The organism is Peribacillus sp. FSL R5-0717, from assembly GCF_038002945.1.
GTDB lineage: Bacteria > Bacillota > Bacilli > Bacillales > DSM-1321 > Peribacillus > Peribacillus frigoritolerans.
Map to the genome: position 1 here is coordinate 141,704 of NZ_JBBOOF010000001.1, position 17,158 is coordinate 158,861.

Consider the following 17,158-nt stretch of genomic DNA (forward strand, 5'->3'; position numbering starts at 1 on the left):
AATAAATTTACTGTTTCATTTATAAAACGAAAAAAACAATACTATTAATTTATCAAATTGTAACTATAGGATTTTTCAATTTGTTAAATAAACAGAATAATTTTAATATTTTAATAACAGATGAAACAAAAGTAATGTGATGAATTTAAAGAGAGGGAGGAAATAACTTGGTTCAATTACAACAGAAAATAGAAGAGGTGAAGAGTGAAAAAACAAATAGCAGCAAAACAATCAATGTATTTGTTTTGCTGCTATTTGTACTATTGGTTGCCACTATACTAACCCACATTATTCCGGCAGGAGAGTATGAAAGGGTTGAACAAAACAGACGTGAAATAGTAGATGCAGGATCCTTTACCAGAATAGATCAATCACCCGTTCAATTCTTTAGTTTTTTCAAAGCCATACACACCGGAATGGTGGAAGCAGCCGATATCATCTTTTTTGTTTTTATTATTGGAGGTACATTCGGTGTCCTAACAGCTACCGGTACAATCGAGACTTTAATGGTAGTTATGTCAAGAAAGTTCGCTAACAAGGAGAAATGGTTAATTCCCGTTATGATGTTATTCTTTGCATTGGGAGGATCTCTTATGGGAATGGCTGAAGAAACCCTAGCCTATATTCCAATTCTTATTCCACTTGCCATCGCTTTAGGATTTGATGTATTTACTGGAACAGCCATCGTTTTAATAGGAGCTTCGATTGGTTTTACAACGGCAGTCATGAACCCTTTTACCGTTGGCATTGCCCAAGGAATTGCTGGCCTTCCACTTTTCTCTGGAATCACATTTCGGATTTTATTGTTTATTGTGATGTATGTAGTAGGGGTTGGATTTGTTTACAGACATGCCATGAAAGTCAAAAAAGACCGTACTCTTGGGTATTTTGGGGATTATCAGGATATAAACTTAGAGCAAATACTGAACTCCCCTGTTATTTTTGAAAGAAGACATAAATGGGTTCTCTTTTGTTTTTTACTTAATTTCATTTTTTTAGCATTTGGTGTAATCAAATTTCACTGGTATATTACAGAAATTGCAGCTCTCTTTATTATACTAGCAATTCTCATAGGTTTTGTCGGCAGACTTTCAGCAGATCAAATCGTTCATTCATTTATGAAAGGTTCAGCGGGGTTAATTACAGGAGCCTTAGTTATTGGAGTATCTAGAGCAATATTAATCGTTCTTGAACAAGGACATATCATCGATACGATTTTACATCATACTTCCTCTGTCCTTCAACATGTTCCTTCAGTGTTTAGTGCTGTAGGAATGTTTATACTCCAAGCTCTTATTCACTTTGTAGTTCCATCTGGAAGTGGACAAGCTGCTTTAACTATGCCAATTATGGGACCATTGGCAGATATAATTGGGGTTACTAGGCAGACAACTGTACTTTCTTTTTCCATAGCGGATGGAATTGGGAATATTATTTTTCCAACATCAGGGTATTTCATGGCGGCTATAACCCTTGCAGGGATTCCTTGGATACGTTGGGCAAAATGGGTCTGGCCACTGATTCTAATACAATATGGAATAGGAATTATAGCTGTTATTATAGCTCATTTGATTAAGTACGGGCCATTTTAACACACCTAAGTTCAATTAATTCCTACTATTATATATAATAGTAGGAATTATCAAAGTTATCAGCTTGATCCAAATAAAGATTGAGCTTACTGTTTAGATACAATTCGTATAGATTAATAATAGTTAACTTTTATCTACCTCTAGTAATGTTTTAAATCAATTTTCAACCGTTTCATAAGTTACATCTACTGTTAAATATCCTCAAATTTTTATTTTCATTATGTATCCTTTTTTTTCTTTATCCAACTCTAAATAAATCATCTTAGTTATTGGATCTAAACGTTGTTTACCCTTATCTGCAACTTTTGATATATCACTTATTTTAATAAATTAAGTATAAAGGTCAGATAAACCAATCCTGCTTTTTAAACTAGAGCTATTCAAAAAAAGGTAAGAGTATCTTTGTGTTCTTCCCTTTCTTCATTTTATTCTTAACCGTTGCACTTCCTTGCTTGCTGCCATATTCATGCTCGCTTCGACATTCTCCTGCTGATGGTGGTGAATGGTAAATTTCATTTTCCCGAGAAATTCTCAAGCAAGTCTTTGAAATCAATTCCCGAAGATGCTTTTAATTACTCCTGCAAGGATGCCATTAAATCCGTTACATACCCAGTCACTTTATTAGCCCCGCCATTCGCTCCGCTTCCGCCTGTGTCCACTACAGTGATCTTGTCTATATTACTAAGCGGGCTTGCCACTTGTTTTGCATATTCCGGCAGCATTTTCAAAATCATGTCCATTAGGCGGCTTGCCCGAACTGTTCAATTGCTTCCGCTATCTTCCGCCTGGCTTCTGCTTCTGCTACCCCTTTTAACATGATGATTTTCGCTTCTGTCTTACCTTGTGCCCTTTGGGCGTCCGCTTTAGCAAGCCCCTCAATGCGAACGCGTTCCGCTTCCGCTTTTGCCACGGCTTCAATTTTATACTTATTGGCATCCGCTTCTTTAATCTGTTTCATCTTGTTGGCGGAGGCTGCCTGCTCTACCGCATAACGGTCGGCATCGGCCTTTTTCTTCACTTCGGAATCATATTGCTTTTCAAAAGTTAGGTTAAAATGAAGTTGATAGATTTGAATGTTTGATCATTTTTTACAATACAATATATTGACGGCTTCAATACATGATGCGATTCTTCATTAAGAAGGATCGCTTTTTCTTTGCGCATAATCTTAAGGGAGAGCGGGTGTCAGAAACCGATTGATGTTCGGAATTTAAAGACTAATGACTCATTTACAAACTATTCAGTTAAATACATAATTAGGAAGATTATGAATAAGGAGGGATTATATGTATAGAAAATCACTAACAGTACTATTAGCTGCGGGTATGGTTCTATCAACCGGTACAGTATTTGCACAAACTAGCGGAGCAATAAATGCCCAGTCTGACACAGCTTTTGATAACAAAGTTATCAAAAAAATTAGTGCGGACAATATGTATAATACGATTGCCTATCTATCAGAGCAACCGAGAGCTGCTGGTACAGAAGGGGAGCTCCGTGCAGTCAAATACATAGAAAGTCAGTTTAAGAGTCTTGGTTTCGAAACAAAGGTTCAGCCTTTTCCCATCTATGATACGGTGCAAAATGTAAAAGTGAAAATTGGTGACAGTGATTTAGGAGGAACACCGCGTGCCCTTAGCGGCAGTATCAGCGGAAAGGTAACGGCCGAACTTGTTAATGTTGGAAAAGCAAAGCCAGAGGAAGTTGGAGAAAATGTATCTGGGAAAATTGCACTAGTTGAACGTGGGGACATTACCTTTGTTGAAAAGGTTCAGAATGTCCTAAATAAAGGAGCGGTTGGCGTTTTAATGTACAACAACTCACCATCAGGAAATAATTTCGGACAAGTATCAGCGGGGCAAAATATACCTGCTGTAGCCATTACCCAAGCCCAAGGGTTAGAGTTGGTCGAACAGCTTAAAACTAAACAAATCACGTCCACTCTGGAAGTGGGAAAAGCTGAAAGAATCGAAAAGACATCCTACAATGTCATCGCTTCCCTAAAACCAAAAGCCAATAAGGATAATGGTCAAATCGTGACTGTGGGAGCCCATCATGATTCTGTCCCGGGCGGCCCTGGTGCAAACGATGATGCTTCTGGTGTATCGGCTGTGCTGGAACTGGCAAGGATCCTGGCCAAAACCCCAATTGACACTGAAATTCGCTTCCTCACGTTCGGATCTGAGGAAAGAGGGCTCGTTGGATCATCCTTCTATGCTGATTCCCTTCCCAAAGAGGATGTAGACCGCATGGTGGCTCACTTCCAAATGGATATGATAGGCGGACGTGATGCTGGCGAGGATAATCCTGCAGGTGGTTTGATTATGTATACCATTGATGGAATGAAAAACCTTGTGACGGACCTGGGTTCCTCAGCAGGGGCCAGAACGATGGATGTTGCGATTCCTTATGGACAGCTGGGCAGGAGTGACCACCAACCATTCCATGAGCTTGGCATTCCATCCGCCTTGTTTATCCATTCCCCTGTAGAGCCTTGGTATCACCAGCCTACAGATACTCTGGATAAGATATCGAAAGAAAAATTGCAGCAAGCAGCTGAAATTGTCGGTGCCAGTGTGTATCAAATTGCCCGTCCGGAAACTCCGGCATTAACAAATGCACGTGTAGCTCCTGGTACGGTAGACTATGATTTTGATGACCGTCCGGTAGATTAAATACTTCATTGTACAGAATTACGAGATTAATAATGGATCTTGGAGAAAATCAGGAGGGCATCTGTGTAGTTTACAGATGCTCTCCTCTTTTTATCGGCCAGCGCCTTGTGCTTAATTTTTTCACCATTACTAAGCTCTAAGTCTAGTGAAAATCCTATATGAAATATGTAATAAAACATACATGCTTATCCAACTCCAATATCATTCCCACTGTAAATATTCCATATTATCAGTGTACCTCTCCAATACTACTTCACAGGAATAATTTCATCAATCAATAGATAGAAATCCAAAAACAGCACAAACTTTAAAGTGTGGGCTGTTTTTGGGAATTTTAGGTTACAAATTAAATCATAACGCTTTCTAAGTCGCAAGTAACATAGCCATGTTCTAACTGTGAATGAACCAAAGATCAAAGCCACTTGTTTTGCATATACCGGCAGCATTTTCAAAATCATGTCCATTACGTTGGCTTGCCCGAACTGTTCAAATGCTTCAGCTATTTTCTGCTTAGCTTCTGCTACCCCTTTTAACCTGATGATTTCCGCTTCTGTGGTACCTTGTGCCCTTTGGGCGTCCGCTTTAGCAAGACGCCCGCGTTCCGCTTCCGCTTTTGTAAAATTTCTTTGCCCGTTCCATGTCATCCACATGAATTTCGAGGTGAACTAATCTTCCCATGATTACCTCCTAGTTTTGTTCAAAACTTTTCCTCTTACCGTAAGTTGATACTTATGTAGCTTCATGCCTATGGTGCTTTATTTATATTTTAAAGTCTCAGATGAAGCAGGCTTTTCAATTTGAGTTAAGTCACCTCTTTATTACAGGACAGTTGCAGGTATATCTGACAAAAAAGGCAGCTCCCTGGTGGGGGATAGCTACCTTCGTTTACGATTACTATGAAAAGGTAGGAGCGGGGAATTCATCAATTCTCATACGAAGTAAACTATATGGTTTTTCCCGGAGGTCTCTTCCATAATGAAATCTCGCCTGCCGATGTAATTGATTCACAATGACATATAAGTATTGATCGGGGCCAATCGAAAAAGTATCCGGCCATAAAATTCTCGGGTCATGTGCGATGGTTTCCATTGCGCCATTCGGCAATATCTTCCGGATACTATTGTTTTCATAGTCTCCCGCATAAACGATTCCTTTTGCGCTGGTGATCATTCCATCAGACGCACCTTTTTCCCCAAAATACTGCACATATTGGGATAAATTCAGGTCCTGTATCCTTCTGTCTCTTAGGGCTTCTGTTGAGATCGAGAACAGCTGACGGCTGGTTAGCGGTGCATAAAATAAAACCTTTCCATCAGGAGAAATCGCTAAACTATCGGAAGCCAATCTAAATGGGAAAGTCGAGCCGTCCGGGTTTCGATTCATCAAAATTTCACCTTCTACTTTCGGTAAAAAATAGGGATCAGGTGAAGTTGATATTGCCCCATTTAACCGTCTAAACGCGTTCCCATTTTCTAAATCTACGACGATAATAGCCCCTGGCCCTCTGGAAGAAGAATCCGTTATATATGCATAGCCTGCTCTTCCAACCCGAAAATCCAAACGGACATCATTCAGATAAGTTGTTGGCAAGACAACCTCATCTGTAAAGGTATATACTCTCCTTATTGTATTCGTGCTTAAATCAACAGCAACTAATTTTGCTCCCCTTTGAATAGGTTCAGAAAAATTTGGTGCCCCTGTATCTAGTACCCAAAGTGTTCCTCTTCCATCAGCAACGATACTTTGGACACTGACGAAAGACATCGTAATATTCCCAGTATTAACTAAATTGGTTTCTACACTGGGATAAGGCTGCAATTCACCCTCAACAATTTCTGCCACAGTAAATTGAACGTCGTCTCCCCATTTCGGAAAGCATACAAAAATACGACCGGTTTCGGAAACGCTGACACCTGTAGGCATAGCCCCATAAAAAGCATGCACCAGTTCAAACTGCCCAAAATATCTTTCCATAGGTAACATAGGTTGCATGATATCCTCCTCATCAAATCCGAACGGATATCACCTATATATGATGAAAATTTTTTGTAGTGCCTGGTTCTTGATAAATTTTTCTATCGTGATGGATGCTGTGGGTTTATTAGTCCAGGAGAAACATGGGAGTTTCGATAAAGTGATTCAAGCTTCCACTGGCTCTTCAAAGACGGGGAATGAGAGCATCTAAATTTACGTTTGCAGTCAATTTTAGAACTAACATAAAAACTATTTTGATTTGCTCCCGTCCAGCAGCCTGGTTAGAAAATAAATCTGTCTCCTGCCATAAGAAAAGGCAGCTTCAGCAACCTGCCTTATTGTAGAGTTGACACAAACTGTGAAGTTAAAAGGAAGAGCGAAAAAAACTTAAGTAAAGGGAGTAGTGAGCCGGCTACTCTCTAAGAACATTAACCATTACAAATCATAAGTACATTACCATCTGGGTCTTGAAAGTTAAAATAAGCAAAATTTCCAATACGCTCTATTTCTTTAACAATGGCTATGTTATTACTCTTGATAAATTGGTAAGCTTCGTCTATATCTTTTACGTAGAAATTAAATAAGACATTATTGGATGGCTTAAATATGAAATTAGGATCAAACGTATGGTCATCTAAAGTTAATCCAGTTTCACTTGTTACAGGAATATTGTAAACAGGTGATTCTACAGAATCATTATTTCGCGAGATGCCAAGGAGATTGCAATACCATTCAACCGATTTCTTAAATCTTTAACATGGATAAAAACATTGTTTATTTTACTATTGATAGGAGAACTGGGTATTTTCATTGTTTTCCACCTTTCATTGAACCTTACCTAAAGAAATTCAACAAGTTTCAAAAAATTCCTTTAGAAGTTCATCATAGTTCGAAAACACTGTGCTTGTAGAACGATCCTGCCCCGTTAGTTCCATAAGAAAAAGCTGCCTTAGAGACAGCTTCGTTATTCAGCTAACGCACCTGTTAGCTAAATAAGGAGTCGATCAACAAAAAAAAGACCCATAATGAAATACCACCCGAATCGTAAGATCGGTCAACGCTTGATGTTAAGCTTCCACTAAACTGCCCAATTCTTAAATATGCAAAGGGCGATGACTATCTTCAGAAATCGCGCCCTTTAAATGAAATAATGTTCCTTGATTATTTAATCACATAATTCTACATAAATGTATTAAAGGATAAATAAAAGCTAAGTGTCAACTTTCGTTTAGGTTGATACTTAGCTTTTAACACCTGCTATTAAATTGAATTCTTTTATTAATTATTTCTGTGCTTCTACAATTAAAGCGCCTTTACTTACTTCTTATAAATTTTAATATTATTATGAGGTTTTAAGAATTATTTTACGCAAACCCAGCAACTATATCATTCGTTGCAAGGCTAGCCTTTATTTAATTCAATAACAAGACTGTCCGTGCTGCTTAATTAAACAATAAGGTTTAGGCAAGGAATCGTATCAAATTCCATTCAATATTATTATTTGGTACATACATTAATAATTATTGGAGAAAATATCCTATAAATAAATATAGGAGCTTAACTTTAATGAAGTTCATCAAACATTTATTAAAATATAACAAGGTAAATAATGACTATCTTCCTCCAAAGCAAATACCTCAACCCTCTAAAGAAGTTTTCTCTAAAGTTAATGAAAATATCTCCACAATAAAACAAATCTTTTCTAACACAGAAGATTTAGTTGTAAAGGAATTCAAAACGGAAACAGTACAAGGTGCACTTATTTATCTCGAAACTATGGTAGATAAGGAAAAAATACAAAGAGACGCTTTGAAACCTTGTTTACTATCGAATTCAGAAACAATTCAAAATATGCTTAATACTAATTTTCAAGCTTCAACAGTTTTCAATCAGGTCGAGGATGCACTTTTAAAAGGCTCTTGTATTTTGAGTTTAGATGGTTATGAAAAGCTTTTTATGGTTGATGTCTCTATGTCTAAGGACCGTACTGTTACAGAACCAGAAAACGAAAAGATTGTTCAGGGTTCTCATGATGGATTTATTGAAAACCTTTTGACGAACCTTCATTTACTTAGAAAAACAATGAAAAGTCCTAATTTACGCATGAAATATTTCCGAGTTGGAATACAAGTTAAATCAAAAATAGCACTTGTGTATTTAAATAATCTTGCAAATGAAGAAGTAATCTATGAATTTGAACGCAGATTAAATTCCATTTCGATGGATAACGTTTTAAATATTGGATTCTTGGAGGAATTAATAGAAGATTCTACAATATCACCTTTTCCTCAATTATTAAATACAGAAAGAGTAGATCGTGTAATTGGACATTTAAATGAAGGCAGAGTTGCTGTCTTCATGGATGGAAACCCAACTGCTTTACTTTTGCCGGTTACATTTTTTGCTTTTTATCAATCACCTGACGATTATAATTCTCGATGGATGATTGGTACGTTTATCCGTTCAATTCGACATGCAAGTTTTTTGATCTCGATTCTATTGCCAGCTTTTTATATTGCTGTTATTGCATTTCACTTTGAAGTGCTGCCTGACGAACTTGTAAACCCTGTCGGAAGTTCAATTAATAAAATTCCTTTTCCTCCATTAATCGAAGCATTACTTATGGAATTAACCATTGAGTTGATTCGCGAAGCTGGAATACGTCTTCCCTCAAGAATTGGCCAAACAATTGGGATAGTTGGAGGCCTTGTTATTGGGGACGCCATCGTTCAAGCAGGGCTTATCTCGACTACAATGATTGTCGTTGTTGCCTTAACTGCTATTTCTTCTTTTTGTGTTCCATCACACGGAATGAGCGACGCTGTTCGATTGTTACGTTTTCCGTTTATGTTTCTGGCTGCCTCGTTTGGATTCGTTGGAATAGTCTTTGGTTTTATTGTGCTTTTAGCTCATTTATGCAAGTTAGAGTCATTTGGTACACCCTACTTTGCTCCACTTGCTCCACTTAAAATAAAAGACATCAAGGATACTTTTTTGCGTCTTCCAATTTGGAAATTGAATACACGACCTTTAGATTCACATCCTAAACACATTAAACAACAAAAACTTTCAAGGGGATGGAAATCCAATGATAACAAAAGAAAGTAGTATTTCAAAAACACAGCTTTTTTTTATGATCATTCAATCTCAAATCGGAGTTGGAATATTATCATTACCTCATGATGTCTCGTTAATTTCTAAGAATGATGGGTGGATATCTACTTTAATTGCAGGCCTAATCGTACAAGCCATTATTTTGGTCTTATGGGGGCTTTGCAGAAGATTTCCATCTTTAACAATTTATGAAATCATCCCTCATGTACTAGGGAAAAGGCTAGGAAAGGCCATCATTTTATGTTACATCCTGTACTTTGTTGTTACAGGCAGTTTAGTTTTATCCCGTTTTAGTCAAATCATCGATATATGGATTTTACAAAGGACGCCAAACTGGATATTAATTTTATTAATGTTAGGGGTTTGCGTATATCTTGTGAAAGATAATTTACGAAGCATGGCTCGTTTTTATGTACTCGTTACTCCAATGTTAATTATTCTATTTGGTCTAATTACATATTCGCTAAAAGATGCTAATTTTCTATATCTATTGCCAATTGGTCAATCCGGCATATCAAATATGATAAAGGGATCTAAAGAAGCAACATTTTCGATGTTAGGGTTTGAGTTTATGCTTTTTCTCTACCCTTTTGTAAAAGCATCTAATACCCGTAAACTAATTGCGATTTCATCTGCCCATCTTTTCGTAACTCTATTTTATACATATCTGGTGTTTGCTAGTCTGGTCTTTTTCGAAACTAGGGAAGATCTATATCTTACTCCACAGCCTTTATTGTATATGATCAAAGCCTATTCCTTTCAAATCATCGAACGAATCGATTTATTTTTCTTATCTATCTGGATCATATCTGTTGCTACATCTATTGCTACCTGGCTTTTTCTTTCTTCACAGGGCCTTAAATACCTATTTGAACGTGCCAATCATGCTGCATTTCTCCCATACACTGCCGGGATTATTTTTATTATTGCTCTTCTTCCCGACCATGAAACTGACCTTGAAAAATTTAATAAGCTTATGGAACCTGCACATTTTAGCTTTATTGTGGTCATACCATTATGTTTATTTTTGCTTTCATTTTTCCTTCCTAATAAAAGACATGGAGATTATAATGTATGAAAATCAAAAGGTTATTTATGATTAGTATATGTTTATTGTTAACAACAGGATGCTGGGATCAAAATTTAATGAAAGATGCCACTTTAATACAAACTATAACTTTTGATCAGACTGATGAAGGGGAATTTTCATTAGGATTTGCAATACCAAATATATATAGAAACCCAACGGATTCAGGACAAGAAACTGAAGCTATTAATAGTGAAAATTTATCTACAGTGGCAAATACTCCAAGAGAAGGACGCATGAAATTAAATACAGAGATACCCGGTAATTTAGATTCTTCGAAAAATAAACTTGTATTATTCGGTGAACAATTTGCAAAAGGTGACATTTATCCTTCTTTAGATGTAATTTGGCGCGATCCCCGAAGTTCCTTAAGTGCTAAATTAGCAGTTGTAAAAGGAAAAGCATTTGATACACTCAGTATTCAACCTAGAGTAGAATCAAACATTAGTCAAAACATCTTATATCTAATCCGAAGTACTGAAACAAATACAATCATTCCTGAAGAAAGCATCCAGACTCTGGCTTCAGAGTTACTTGATCCAGGTGAAGATATTGTCCTTCCCTTATTAAAGATAGGTCGTAATGGTACTACTATAGATGTGGCAGGTGTAGCATTATTTGATGAAAGGAAATTATCAGGAACTCTATCCCAAGAAGAATCCACTCTTTTTCTTTTACTAAATAATAAGAAAAGTAAATATGCGCGTTTCACAAAATATGTAAATGGAAATAAAGAATTAAACATGAATAATTTTATTTCTCTGAATGTCGATCATATTAAACGGAAGTTAAATGTTTCTGTGAATGACAGAGGAGAAGTTTTTGTAAATTTAAACTTACATTTAAAAGTAATAGTAGAAGAATATCCTATAGGAAATGTACCTAATAAAGTTGATCAACTAAACAATAAATTATCAAATACCTTTACTAATAATGCTGAAGAAGTAATTAAGAAACTACAAGAAGCCAACTGTGATGCGTTTGGTATTGGAAGAAGACTGATCGCTTTTCATCATGATACCTGGAAAGAAAAAGATAAGACAAACTATTTTAAAGATGTTAAATTCAAATCAAAGGTAGATGTAGAGATTGTCCAACATGGTATTGTTAAATAAATCAATAATATAGAAAGAATAATTAACAGCATATAACTAATTAAGTCGTGATATAGGTTGAATTTTGGAGTCAAGGAGTAAAAGGAACTTTTTTATGTAGGATTTTATACATCGCTGGTAAATCAACGTTTTCGGCTACTTTAGAACAATGTTAGCTACATAAAAAAGTGAAGTTATATCCAACCTCTTACTCCATTAAATAGCCAATATGTTGAACCAGGCTAATGACGATTGTTCAACTAAATTGCCCCTTTAGTTCATTAAGGGGTAGAGTCAGGAAAATGCGGATTTACAACGTTAAGGAAGTTTCAATATTAAAAAACCTAATTTCTCAGCATTAAATGAGAAATTAGGTTTTTTCATTAATAGAAAAAGACTTATAAGTATTTATCACTAATCACTTTCATATGGTGTAACTCGTGCCCGACAATGCCATATGCAAAGGTACCTATCGAAACTGGGCTGTTCATTACAGTTCCATAACGATCCCACGCTGTATCATCAATGGTTAAAATAAGACTTAACGTGTTGGAGCGTACCGTGTCTAAACCAGCTAGTAGCTGCTCCCAGGATAATTTGTTGAAGTTTGCCGCAGAAACGTATTGATCCTGATCCATTGCTGGGAGTGGTGCACTTTCATTTCGTGCAATGGCAAGCATTCGATACGACATCACACGTTCCACGTCGGCTAAATGCCCAATCACTTCTTTTAAAGTCCATTTCCCTGGTGCATACGCCTTCCTTGCTGACTCCTCTGATATGCTGCTCAAGAAGTTAATGGTCTTAGTTCGTTGCTTACTAAGTATTTCTTCAATATCTCCATCTGGCACAAGACTAACATACCTATCATACTCTGGATTTTCAATAGATAATGGGCGTGGACGCACAAGAATCCTCCTTATCGGAATAGTTAATTATGGTTCTAGGCTAATATTCGACTGTCAAGAAGATATTTCCTTTATTTGATATTTAATTTCATTACCGCAAAATAATTGCAAATTAAACAACTTTATTATCTCTGTACAACTGATTTATGCAGTTAACATAATACAGATAATAATGGATTAATTCACTTTTTATTCCACTTATCAGCCCCTTTAGTCCCATAAGAAAAAAATGCCTTAAAGACAGCTCCGATCTTTAGCTAACGCACTTGTTTGTTGAATATACAGTTTAAAATCCATTACCCTGGAAAACTATTCTCATTAATTCGATGGCTATAAAGTAAACTAAACCAACGAATATACTAAGACCTAAAGCAAATTTTCTCCAAAGTCCTTTCTCACTAAGAAAAGAAAAAGAGAAAGATATAATGATTCCAAAAATCATTAATATACGAAAAGTTGCTACTCCAGGATCAATTACTCGTGTTATATTCGCAGCAAAGAAACATATAACCAAGATAATAAAAGTAAACGAAATAATCCCTAAATATTTTTTCATGATTCCCTACCCTTTCCTTCAATCTATTTTACCAAAATATAGTAAATATGTATTTTTCATTTGAGTATCTTGTCCTTAGATCCATAAGAAAAGGGCTGCCGAAGCAACAATTAAAGGAATTAGCACGATTACACTTGCTGGTATTCTTGGAGAATTGGGCCCCTTTAGCTCATAAGAAAAAGATCTGCTGAGGTAACTCCTTATGGAAGTAAAGCACCGTTAGTTCTATAAAGCGAAACTTCTTCAAGAATCGCATTCATACCAATTAATGAAAACTTATTCCTGTAGGTGGCAAATGGGTGCAAAAATATTTTGCAATCGACACAAAAAATTTATTCATGCAAAAAAAATTGGCAGTCTATAGTTTCTAAAACTCTTTTAAAGCTGCGAATTACTTTGAGAAAAGAAGTTGGCCCGATACTTGCATTGTAGATTGATAAAGATTTAAAAACTTAGGAGGTACACACATATGTCGTTAATCAAAAAGGTTTAAAAATGAGGAGAATCAAAAATGGATTTGGTTAAAATTTTATTCCACTACTCAGAAAAAGAAGTTGCTGAAAAACTGCGCAAAGTTAATGGTCGATTTATCATTCTAATGGAAAAACAGATTTAAAAAACTTTTTATTGGAGGCCTTTTATGTGGGTAATCACTGTTCATTCAAAGAACAACATTAATATATATGAGTTTGACTCTGAAAAAGAAGCTAGAGATGCTTTCAGGAGGATGCAAGGTTGTAAAATCCTAACAGAAGTAATTTATTTTAATGATCATGATTTAGTTAACGTATAAAATTCAGAATTTTTAGGTAATTATTACCTTGTTCAAAATCAAGTCGATATGATAGAGAAAGTTTCACTATTTTAGGAATGAGTAATTATAGCAATGGATATAAAGAGGTTTATAAATTAAAGGGGAGATATGTTAATGGAAACTAAATACTGTAAAGAATCAAGAGTTATAAGAACAAGTCGGATTTTTCCAAATGATGTAAACAATCATAATACTTTGTTCGGTGGCCGTTTGATGAGTCACTTGGATCAAGTATCCTCAACTTCTGCAGCGCGTCATAGCCGTAGGGAATGTGTAACAGCTTCAACAGATTCAGTTGATTTTTTACATCCAATTCAAACAACAGATGCAGTCTCCTTTGAATCTTATGTAACATGGACAGGCACCTCATCGATGGAGGTTTTCGTTAAAATTATTGCAGAAGACTTAAAAAGCGGTAAACGTAAAATCGCAGCAACTGCACTATTAACATTTGTAGCACTTGATCAACATAACCGGCCAACACGTGTTCCACAAGTCATTCCTGAAACAGAAGAAGAGCGAAAGTTACATGAAACAGCACCTGATCGAGCAAGAATTCGTAAGGAAAGGAAACAAAACAGTAAGGAATTGGCTGCATTTTTAACTACAAATTATCCCTGGGAACAATATAGTTCATGCTAAGCTTCTTAACGGATAAGGGTAAACCAATCTACGAAAAATAAAAATTAAAATCCTCTGAGTCTTTACTCCCATGAGCAGAGGATTTTTTTGACGAGTTTCTTCTATTGATATCGATTAGCATTATATTCTTCAATAATTAGTTCAGAGCATTATCCCAACAATTACACTTACGGGACATTTCATCACCTTCTTATTCTCTTTAGATACAGTTGATTGGATTTAACATCCCCCTCCTTAACTTCAGCGAAAGCAACCAGTTTTTTTCGGATGATTAAACCGATCGATTTCACCAATTTCAGAGATAATCGTTGCTGCTATTTTTTCTTCTATTCCGGGAATCGATTGGATGATTTTATATTCTTTCATTTCATTTGCCAGGGCCACTATACGATCTACCAAATCAGAAAGGTGTCCCTGGTATTGATGTTAAAGGAATATCCTACTTCAGAGGCGGTATTAACGGCTGGAGAAAGTAGACTAGCAGAGAGTGTAATAGAGTTCTGCCCTAGCCGATCGGGTGAATGGGCATGGGAAAAAGCAAAAAATAATGGAATCCGCATCTCGAAATCCATTTCAAAAAAACGTGTATGAAAGTCACGTAATCAATCTTCGTATGTATATTGAGTTCCTCTTTCATTTTAAAGACACATATGTTTACTTTTTTTTTTCTTTCCTGGGCTTTTGTTTAACGTTGAAGTACTTGGAAATTTCACATTGAGGGATAGTAATAATGCTTACCCTAAAACGGATGTAGAATTTGCGAATAATGGACTTGAAAAAATAGCAAAAGAAACCTTCGAATATAAATCCCCAAAAACCTTCCGGTATTCAGGAAACACTTGAACTAAAATGGTGTGAAACTGAAGTTTAGCCTCCACATACATATTCGTTACGATTTCCTGTTGTCTTGACAAATTACTCTAAAAGCTGAATTCCTCTAATTTTATGAGGTTCAAAATCCTCCTTGTAATACAGCACACACAACTGGTACGCATCGATTGCGTCTGATTCGTAAACTAGACTTCTTTGCTTCTTTGCCTGATAAGAAATAATCGGATTTAGTAAGATATATAGAATCCCTTGTTCCTCCAAGTATTGAATAACGGGAGAATGGTAATGCCCTGTAGATTCTAAAATGACCATAGGCATCTGCCCTGCCACCTCTTCAACTTCTTTTAGAAAGTCTAAAAATTGATCTAATTCCTCCTTGGTATGCTTCATTGAAAAGCTCTTCCCATACGGTTTAGATTGATCTAAAAATGCCTGTACTTGGCTCTCTCCTTTTGCCACATCTTGACCAACTACTGGGTTCATTGTTTTTCCTCCTCTCCTTACTAACCAGTACCCTAGTCCTCCATGTAGTGTCATAGCTTCGCTTGTTATACGAGATCTACGTCCCAACCAGCCTCAAACATGTTTCTACAAGTAGGGGGCGGACAGTTTAGTTTACAGGATCAAGTCCCACACACCCGTACGTCCTACCCTGGCTACTGATATCATAGATTCTATTAAAAAAAGGTCAACCAGTATTTTTACTGGTCGACCTTATAATACGAAAGCACCCGTTAGTTCCATTTAAAATTAAAGCCTATCCATTTTTTATATGATATCCAATATCTATTTGTCAATTATAGTCTTTATATTTCCCTCGTTTTGTATTGTAGTATGAATGGTAAGCTTCATTTCTAGATTGGGATAATATTTCTTTCGCCAGTCCTTCAATTCCTCATAAGGAATTTTATTTCTGTAGTATTGCCCCAAACCAAAGACATCTGTTTCGTGCTTTTGAAATCGTTTCAGCATTCCATCAAAACGATTTGCCATTACCTTTTCCAGCTCTTTTTTTATTATTGCATTGGAAACTTTTCCTCTTCTCTCTTGAATAACTACATCTAAACGAATCGTTGAGAACATATATGGAATATGATTTCTTAATTCTCCTTTATGAAAACCTGTATTTCCAACAATCATGATGGTTGCATGTTCCATTACTTCTACCCTTCCCTTCATACTGTTCCCATGAAAGGCATTAAAAAGGAGGGTTTCTTTAGGATCCATTTTAGAAACGATTTTTCCTTTGTTCATCACTGCAGAACCTGCATATGTAACTGGCGTGTTTTCCCCTGATCTGACCATAGGAATTGCTACATTTTGAGTGTAGGAATTAAGAGCTCGATAAACATGCCATAGACGTGTTAAAGATATTTGTGGAGTCCAACCTGCATATTTCTCAAAAAATTCATAAAGATTTATCCCTTTTTCTAGATTTTTTTTGAGTGTTAAGAAGAAAGTATCTATATTATCATCACATATTGCGATTATTGTTTTTGAAGATATTTCACGAATTCTCATAAACGTGTTAATCGGTTCTTCCATCCCTCCTTCTTCTACTAATTTTCGATCAAATATGATTACCCTTATGTGCAATAAGTCTACACCGCTTTCCATATTAGTTCTAATGTCCTCTACAGCCTTTAAAATGGTTAATCCTGTTCCTTTGACAATTGTCTGTTTCTGAACACCCTCTGAAGAGATAGGAATTTGAAGTAAGACTTTGAATTTTTCTCCTTCTTTAGTAATTCCCATTGCAATCGGAAAGGCTCGATGATTAATGTCTTTAATATCCCAGCAACCACTTAATGGCATTAATATACATAGACTAAGTACTAGTTTAGAACAAATTATAATACTTCTCATGATAG

At 36.1% G+C, this 17,158-nt stretch carries 14 protein-coding genes and 4 pseudogenes; 8 read left to right on the forward strand and 10 right to left on the reverse strand.

The genetic code is table 11. From position 1 onward, the window contains the following. Positions 1–167: 167 nt before the first annotated feature. Positions 168–1,592, forward strand: coding sequence for a YfcC family protein (locus NYE65_RS00670; protein WP_412762708.1), 1,425 nt, complete (start codon positions 168–170; stop codon positions 1,590–1,592). Between the two features lie 575 nt (positions 1,593–2,167). Here NYE65_RS00670 and NYE65_RS00675 read toward each other — a convergent pair. After that, a pseudogene (locus NYE65_RS00675) lies at positions 2,168–2,631 on the reverse strand (flotillin domain-containing protein); the annotation flags it as partial. A 247-nt stretch (positions 2,632–2,878) separates the two neighbouring features. Here NYE65_RS00675 and NYE65_RS00680 point away from each other — a divergent pair. Continuing rightward, the gene (locus tag NYE65_RS00680; RefSeq protein ID WP_034307391.1) at positions 2,879–4,267 is read left to right on the forward strand and encodes a M28 family peptidase; all 1,389 of its coding nucleotides are present in this window, start codon (positions 2,879–2,881) and stop codon (positions 4,265–4,267) included. A gap of 416 nt (positions 4,268–4,683) precedes the next feature. On the opposite strand, the pseudogene NYE65_RS00685 reads toward NYE65_RS00680, so the two are convergent. The 4 genes and pseudogenes from NYE65_RS00685 to NYE65_RS00695 all read right to left on the reverse strand — a co-directional run. Beyond that, positions 4,684–4,881: pseudogene (locus NYE65_RS00685) on the reverse strand (flotillin family protein); the annotation flags it as partial. Next, positions 4,850–4,945 (reverse strand): VOC family protein, encoded by a 96-nt coding sequence (locus NYE65_RS27150; protein WP_445670389.1) that lies wholly within the window; start codon positions 4,943–4,945, stop codon positions 4,850–4,852. The pseudogene NYE65_RS00685 and the gene NYE65_RS27150, both read right to left, overlap by 32 nt. A 216-nt stretch (positions 4,946–5,161) precedes the next feature. After that, a complete protein-coding gene (locus NYE65_RS00690; protein ID WP_340859530.1) occupies positions 5,162–6,259 on the reverse strand; it encodes an L-dopachrome tautomerase-related protein in 1,098 nt (365 codons plus the stop codon). A gap of 410 nt (positions 6,260–6,669) precedes the next feature. Next, on the reverse strand, positions 6,670–6,951 hold the full coding sequence (locus NYE65_RS00695) for a VOC family protein (protein WP_340862069.1): 282 nt from the start codon (positions 6,949–6,951) through the stop codon (positions 6,670–6,672). An 856-nt stretch (positions 6,952–7,807) separates the two neighbouring features. Here NYE65_RS00695 and NYE65_RS00700 point away from each other — a divergent pair. Genes NYE65_RS00700 through NYE65_RS00710 form a run of 3 tightly spaced genes read left to right on the forward strand, consistent with a single transcriptional unit; the run spans position 7,808 to position 11,557 of the window. After that, positions 7,808–9,349, forward strand: coding sequence for a spore germination protein (locus NYE65_RS00700; RefSeq protein WP_340859531.1), 1,542 nt, complete (start codon positions 7,808–7,810; stop codon positions 9,347–9,349). Then, positions 9,330–10,433 carry a GerAB/ArcD/ProY family transporter gene (locus NYE65_RS00705; protein WP_340859532.1) on the forward strand — a complete coding sequence of 368 codons (1,104 nt, stop codon included), beginning with the start codon at positions 9,330–9,332 and terminating at the stop codon, positions 10,431–10,433. The genes NYE65_RS00700 and NYE65_RS00705 overlap by 20 nt, the downstream gene beginning before the upstream one ends. Beyond that, positions 10,430–11,557, forward strand: coding sequence for a Ger(x)C family spore germination protein (locus tag NYE65_RS00710; protein ID WP_340859533.1), 1,128 nt, complete (start codon positions 10,430–10,432; stop codon positions 11,555–11,557). The genes NYE65_RS00705 and NYE65_RS00710 overlap by 4 nt, the downstream gene beginning before the upstream one ends. A gap of 377 nt (positions 11,558–11,934) precedes the next feature. Here the strand turns inward: NYE65_RS00710 and NYE65_RS00715 are convergent, their stop codons facing one another. Together NYE65_RS00715 and NYE65_RS00720 are read right to left on the reverse strand one after the other, a co-directional pair. Continuing rightward, positions 11,935–12,444, reverse strand: a complete 510-nt coding sequence (locus tag NYE65_RS00715; protein WP_340859534.1) for a DinB family protein — start codon at positions 12,442–12,444, stop codon at positions 11,935–11,937. Between the two features lie 286 nt (positions 12,445–12,730). Next, positions 12,731–13,000, reverse strand: a complete 270-nt coding sequence (locus NYE65_RS00720; protein ID WP_340859535.1) for a hypothetical protein — start codon at positions 12,998–13,000, stop codon at positions 12,731–12,733. A gap of 640 nt (positions 13,001–13,640) precedes the next feature. On the opposite strand from NYE65_RS00720, the gene NYE65_RS00725 reads away from it, so the two are divergent. Both NYE65_RS00725 and NYE65_RS00730 read left to right on the forward strand, forming a co-directional pair. Further along, the gene (locus tag NYE65_RS00725; RefSeq protein WP_340859536.1) at positions 13,641–13,793 is read left to right on the forward strand and encodes a hypothetical protein; all 153 of its coding nucleotides are present in this window, start codon (positions 13,641–13,643) and stop codon (positions 13,791–13,793) included. A 135-nt stretch (positions 13,794–13,928) separates the two neighbouring features. Further along, positions 13,929–14,456 carry an acyl-CoA thioesterase gene (locus NYE65_RS00730; protein ID WP_323597381.1) on the forward strand — a complete coding sequence of 176 codons (528 nt, stop codon included), beginning with the start codon at positions 13,929–13,931 and terminating at the stop codon, positions 14,454–14,456. Positions 14,457–14,702: 246 nt separating this feature from the next. Here NYE65_RS00730 and NYE65_RS00735 read toward each other — a convergent pair. Beyond that, a pseudogene (locus tag NYE65_RS00735) lies at positions 14,703–14,879 on the reverse strand (transposase); the annotation flags it as partial. Between NYE65_RS00735 and NYE65_RS00740 the strand changes: the two are divergent. Further along, positions 14,880–15,047, forward strand: a complete 168-nt coding sequence (locus NYE65_RS00740) for a hypothetical protein (RefSeq protein WP_340859537.1) — start codon at positions 14,880–14,882, stop codon at positions 15,045–15,047. Between the two features lie 149 nt (positions 15,048–15,196). On the opposite strand, the pseudogene NYE65_RS00745 reads toward NYE65_RS00740, so the two are convergent. Then, positions 15,197–15,770, reverse strand: a pseudogene (locus NYE65_RS00745) (IS110 family transposase); the annotation flags it as partial. 303 nt (positions 15,771–16,073) lie between these two features. Next, positions 16,074–17,153, reverse strand: a complete 1,080-nt coding sequence (locus NYE65_RS00750; RefSeq protein WP_340859539.1) for a Ger(x)C family spore germination protein — start codon at positions 17,151–17,153, stop codon at positions 16,074–16,076. Positions 17,154–17,158: the final 5 nt, after the last annotated feature.

Coding starts and splice junctions, on each gene's coding strand:
- NYE65_RS00705 (WP_340859532.1), top strand. CDS start 9,330: ATGATAACAAAAGAAAGTAGTATTTCAAAAACACAGCTTTTTTTTATG.
- NYE65_RS00750 (WP_340859539.1), bottom strand. CDS start 17,153: ATGAGAAGTATTATAATTTGTTCTAAACTAGTACTTAGTCTATGTATA.
- NYE65_RS00720 (WP_340859535.1), bottom strand. CDS start 13,000: ATGAAAAAATATTTAGGGATTATTTCGTTTACTTTTATTATCTTGGTT.
- NYE65_RS00710 (WP_340859533.1), top strand. CDS start 10,430: ATGAAAATCAAAAGGTTATTTATGATTAGTATATGTTTATTGTTAACA.
- NYE65_RS00690 (WP_340859530.1), bottom strand. CDS start 6,259: ATGCAACCTATGTTACCTATGGAAAGATATTTTGGGCAGTTTGAACTG.
- NYE65_RS00740 (WP_340859537.1), top strand. CDS start 14,880: ATGTTAAAGGAATATCCTACTTCAGAGGCGGTATTAACGGCTGGAGAA.
- NYE65_RS00680 (WP_034307391.1), top strand. CDS start 2,879: ATGTATAGAAAATCACTAACAGTACTATTAGCTGCGGGTATGGTTCTA.
- NYE65_RS00725 (WP_340859536.1), top strand. CDS start 13,641: ATGTGGGTAATCACTGTTCATTCAAAGAACAACATTAATATATATGAG.
- NYE65_RS00730 (WP_323597381.1), top strand. CDS start 13,929: ATGGAAACTAAATACTGTAAAGAATCAAGAGTTATAAGAACAAGTCGG.
- NYE65_RS27150 (WP_445670389.1), bottom strand. CDS start 4,945: ATGGGAAGATTAGTTCACCTCGAAATTCATGTGGATGACATGGAACGG.
- NYE65_RS00700 (WP_340859531.1), top strand. CDS start 7,808: ATGAAGTTCATCAAACATTTATTAAAATATAACAAGGTAAATAATGAC.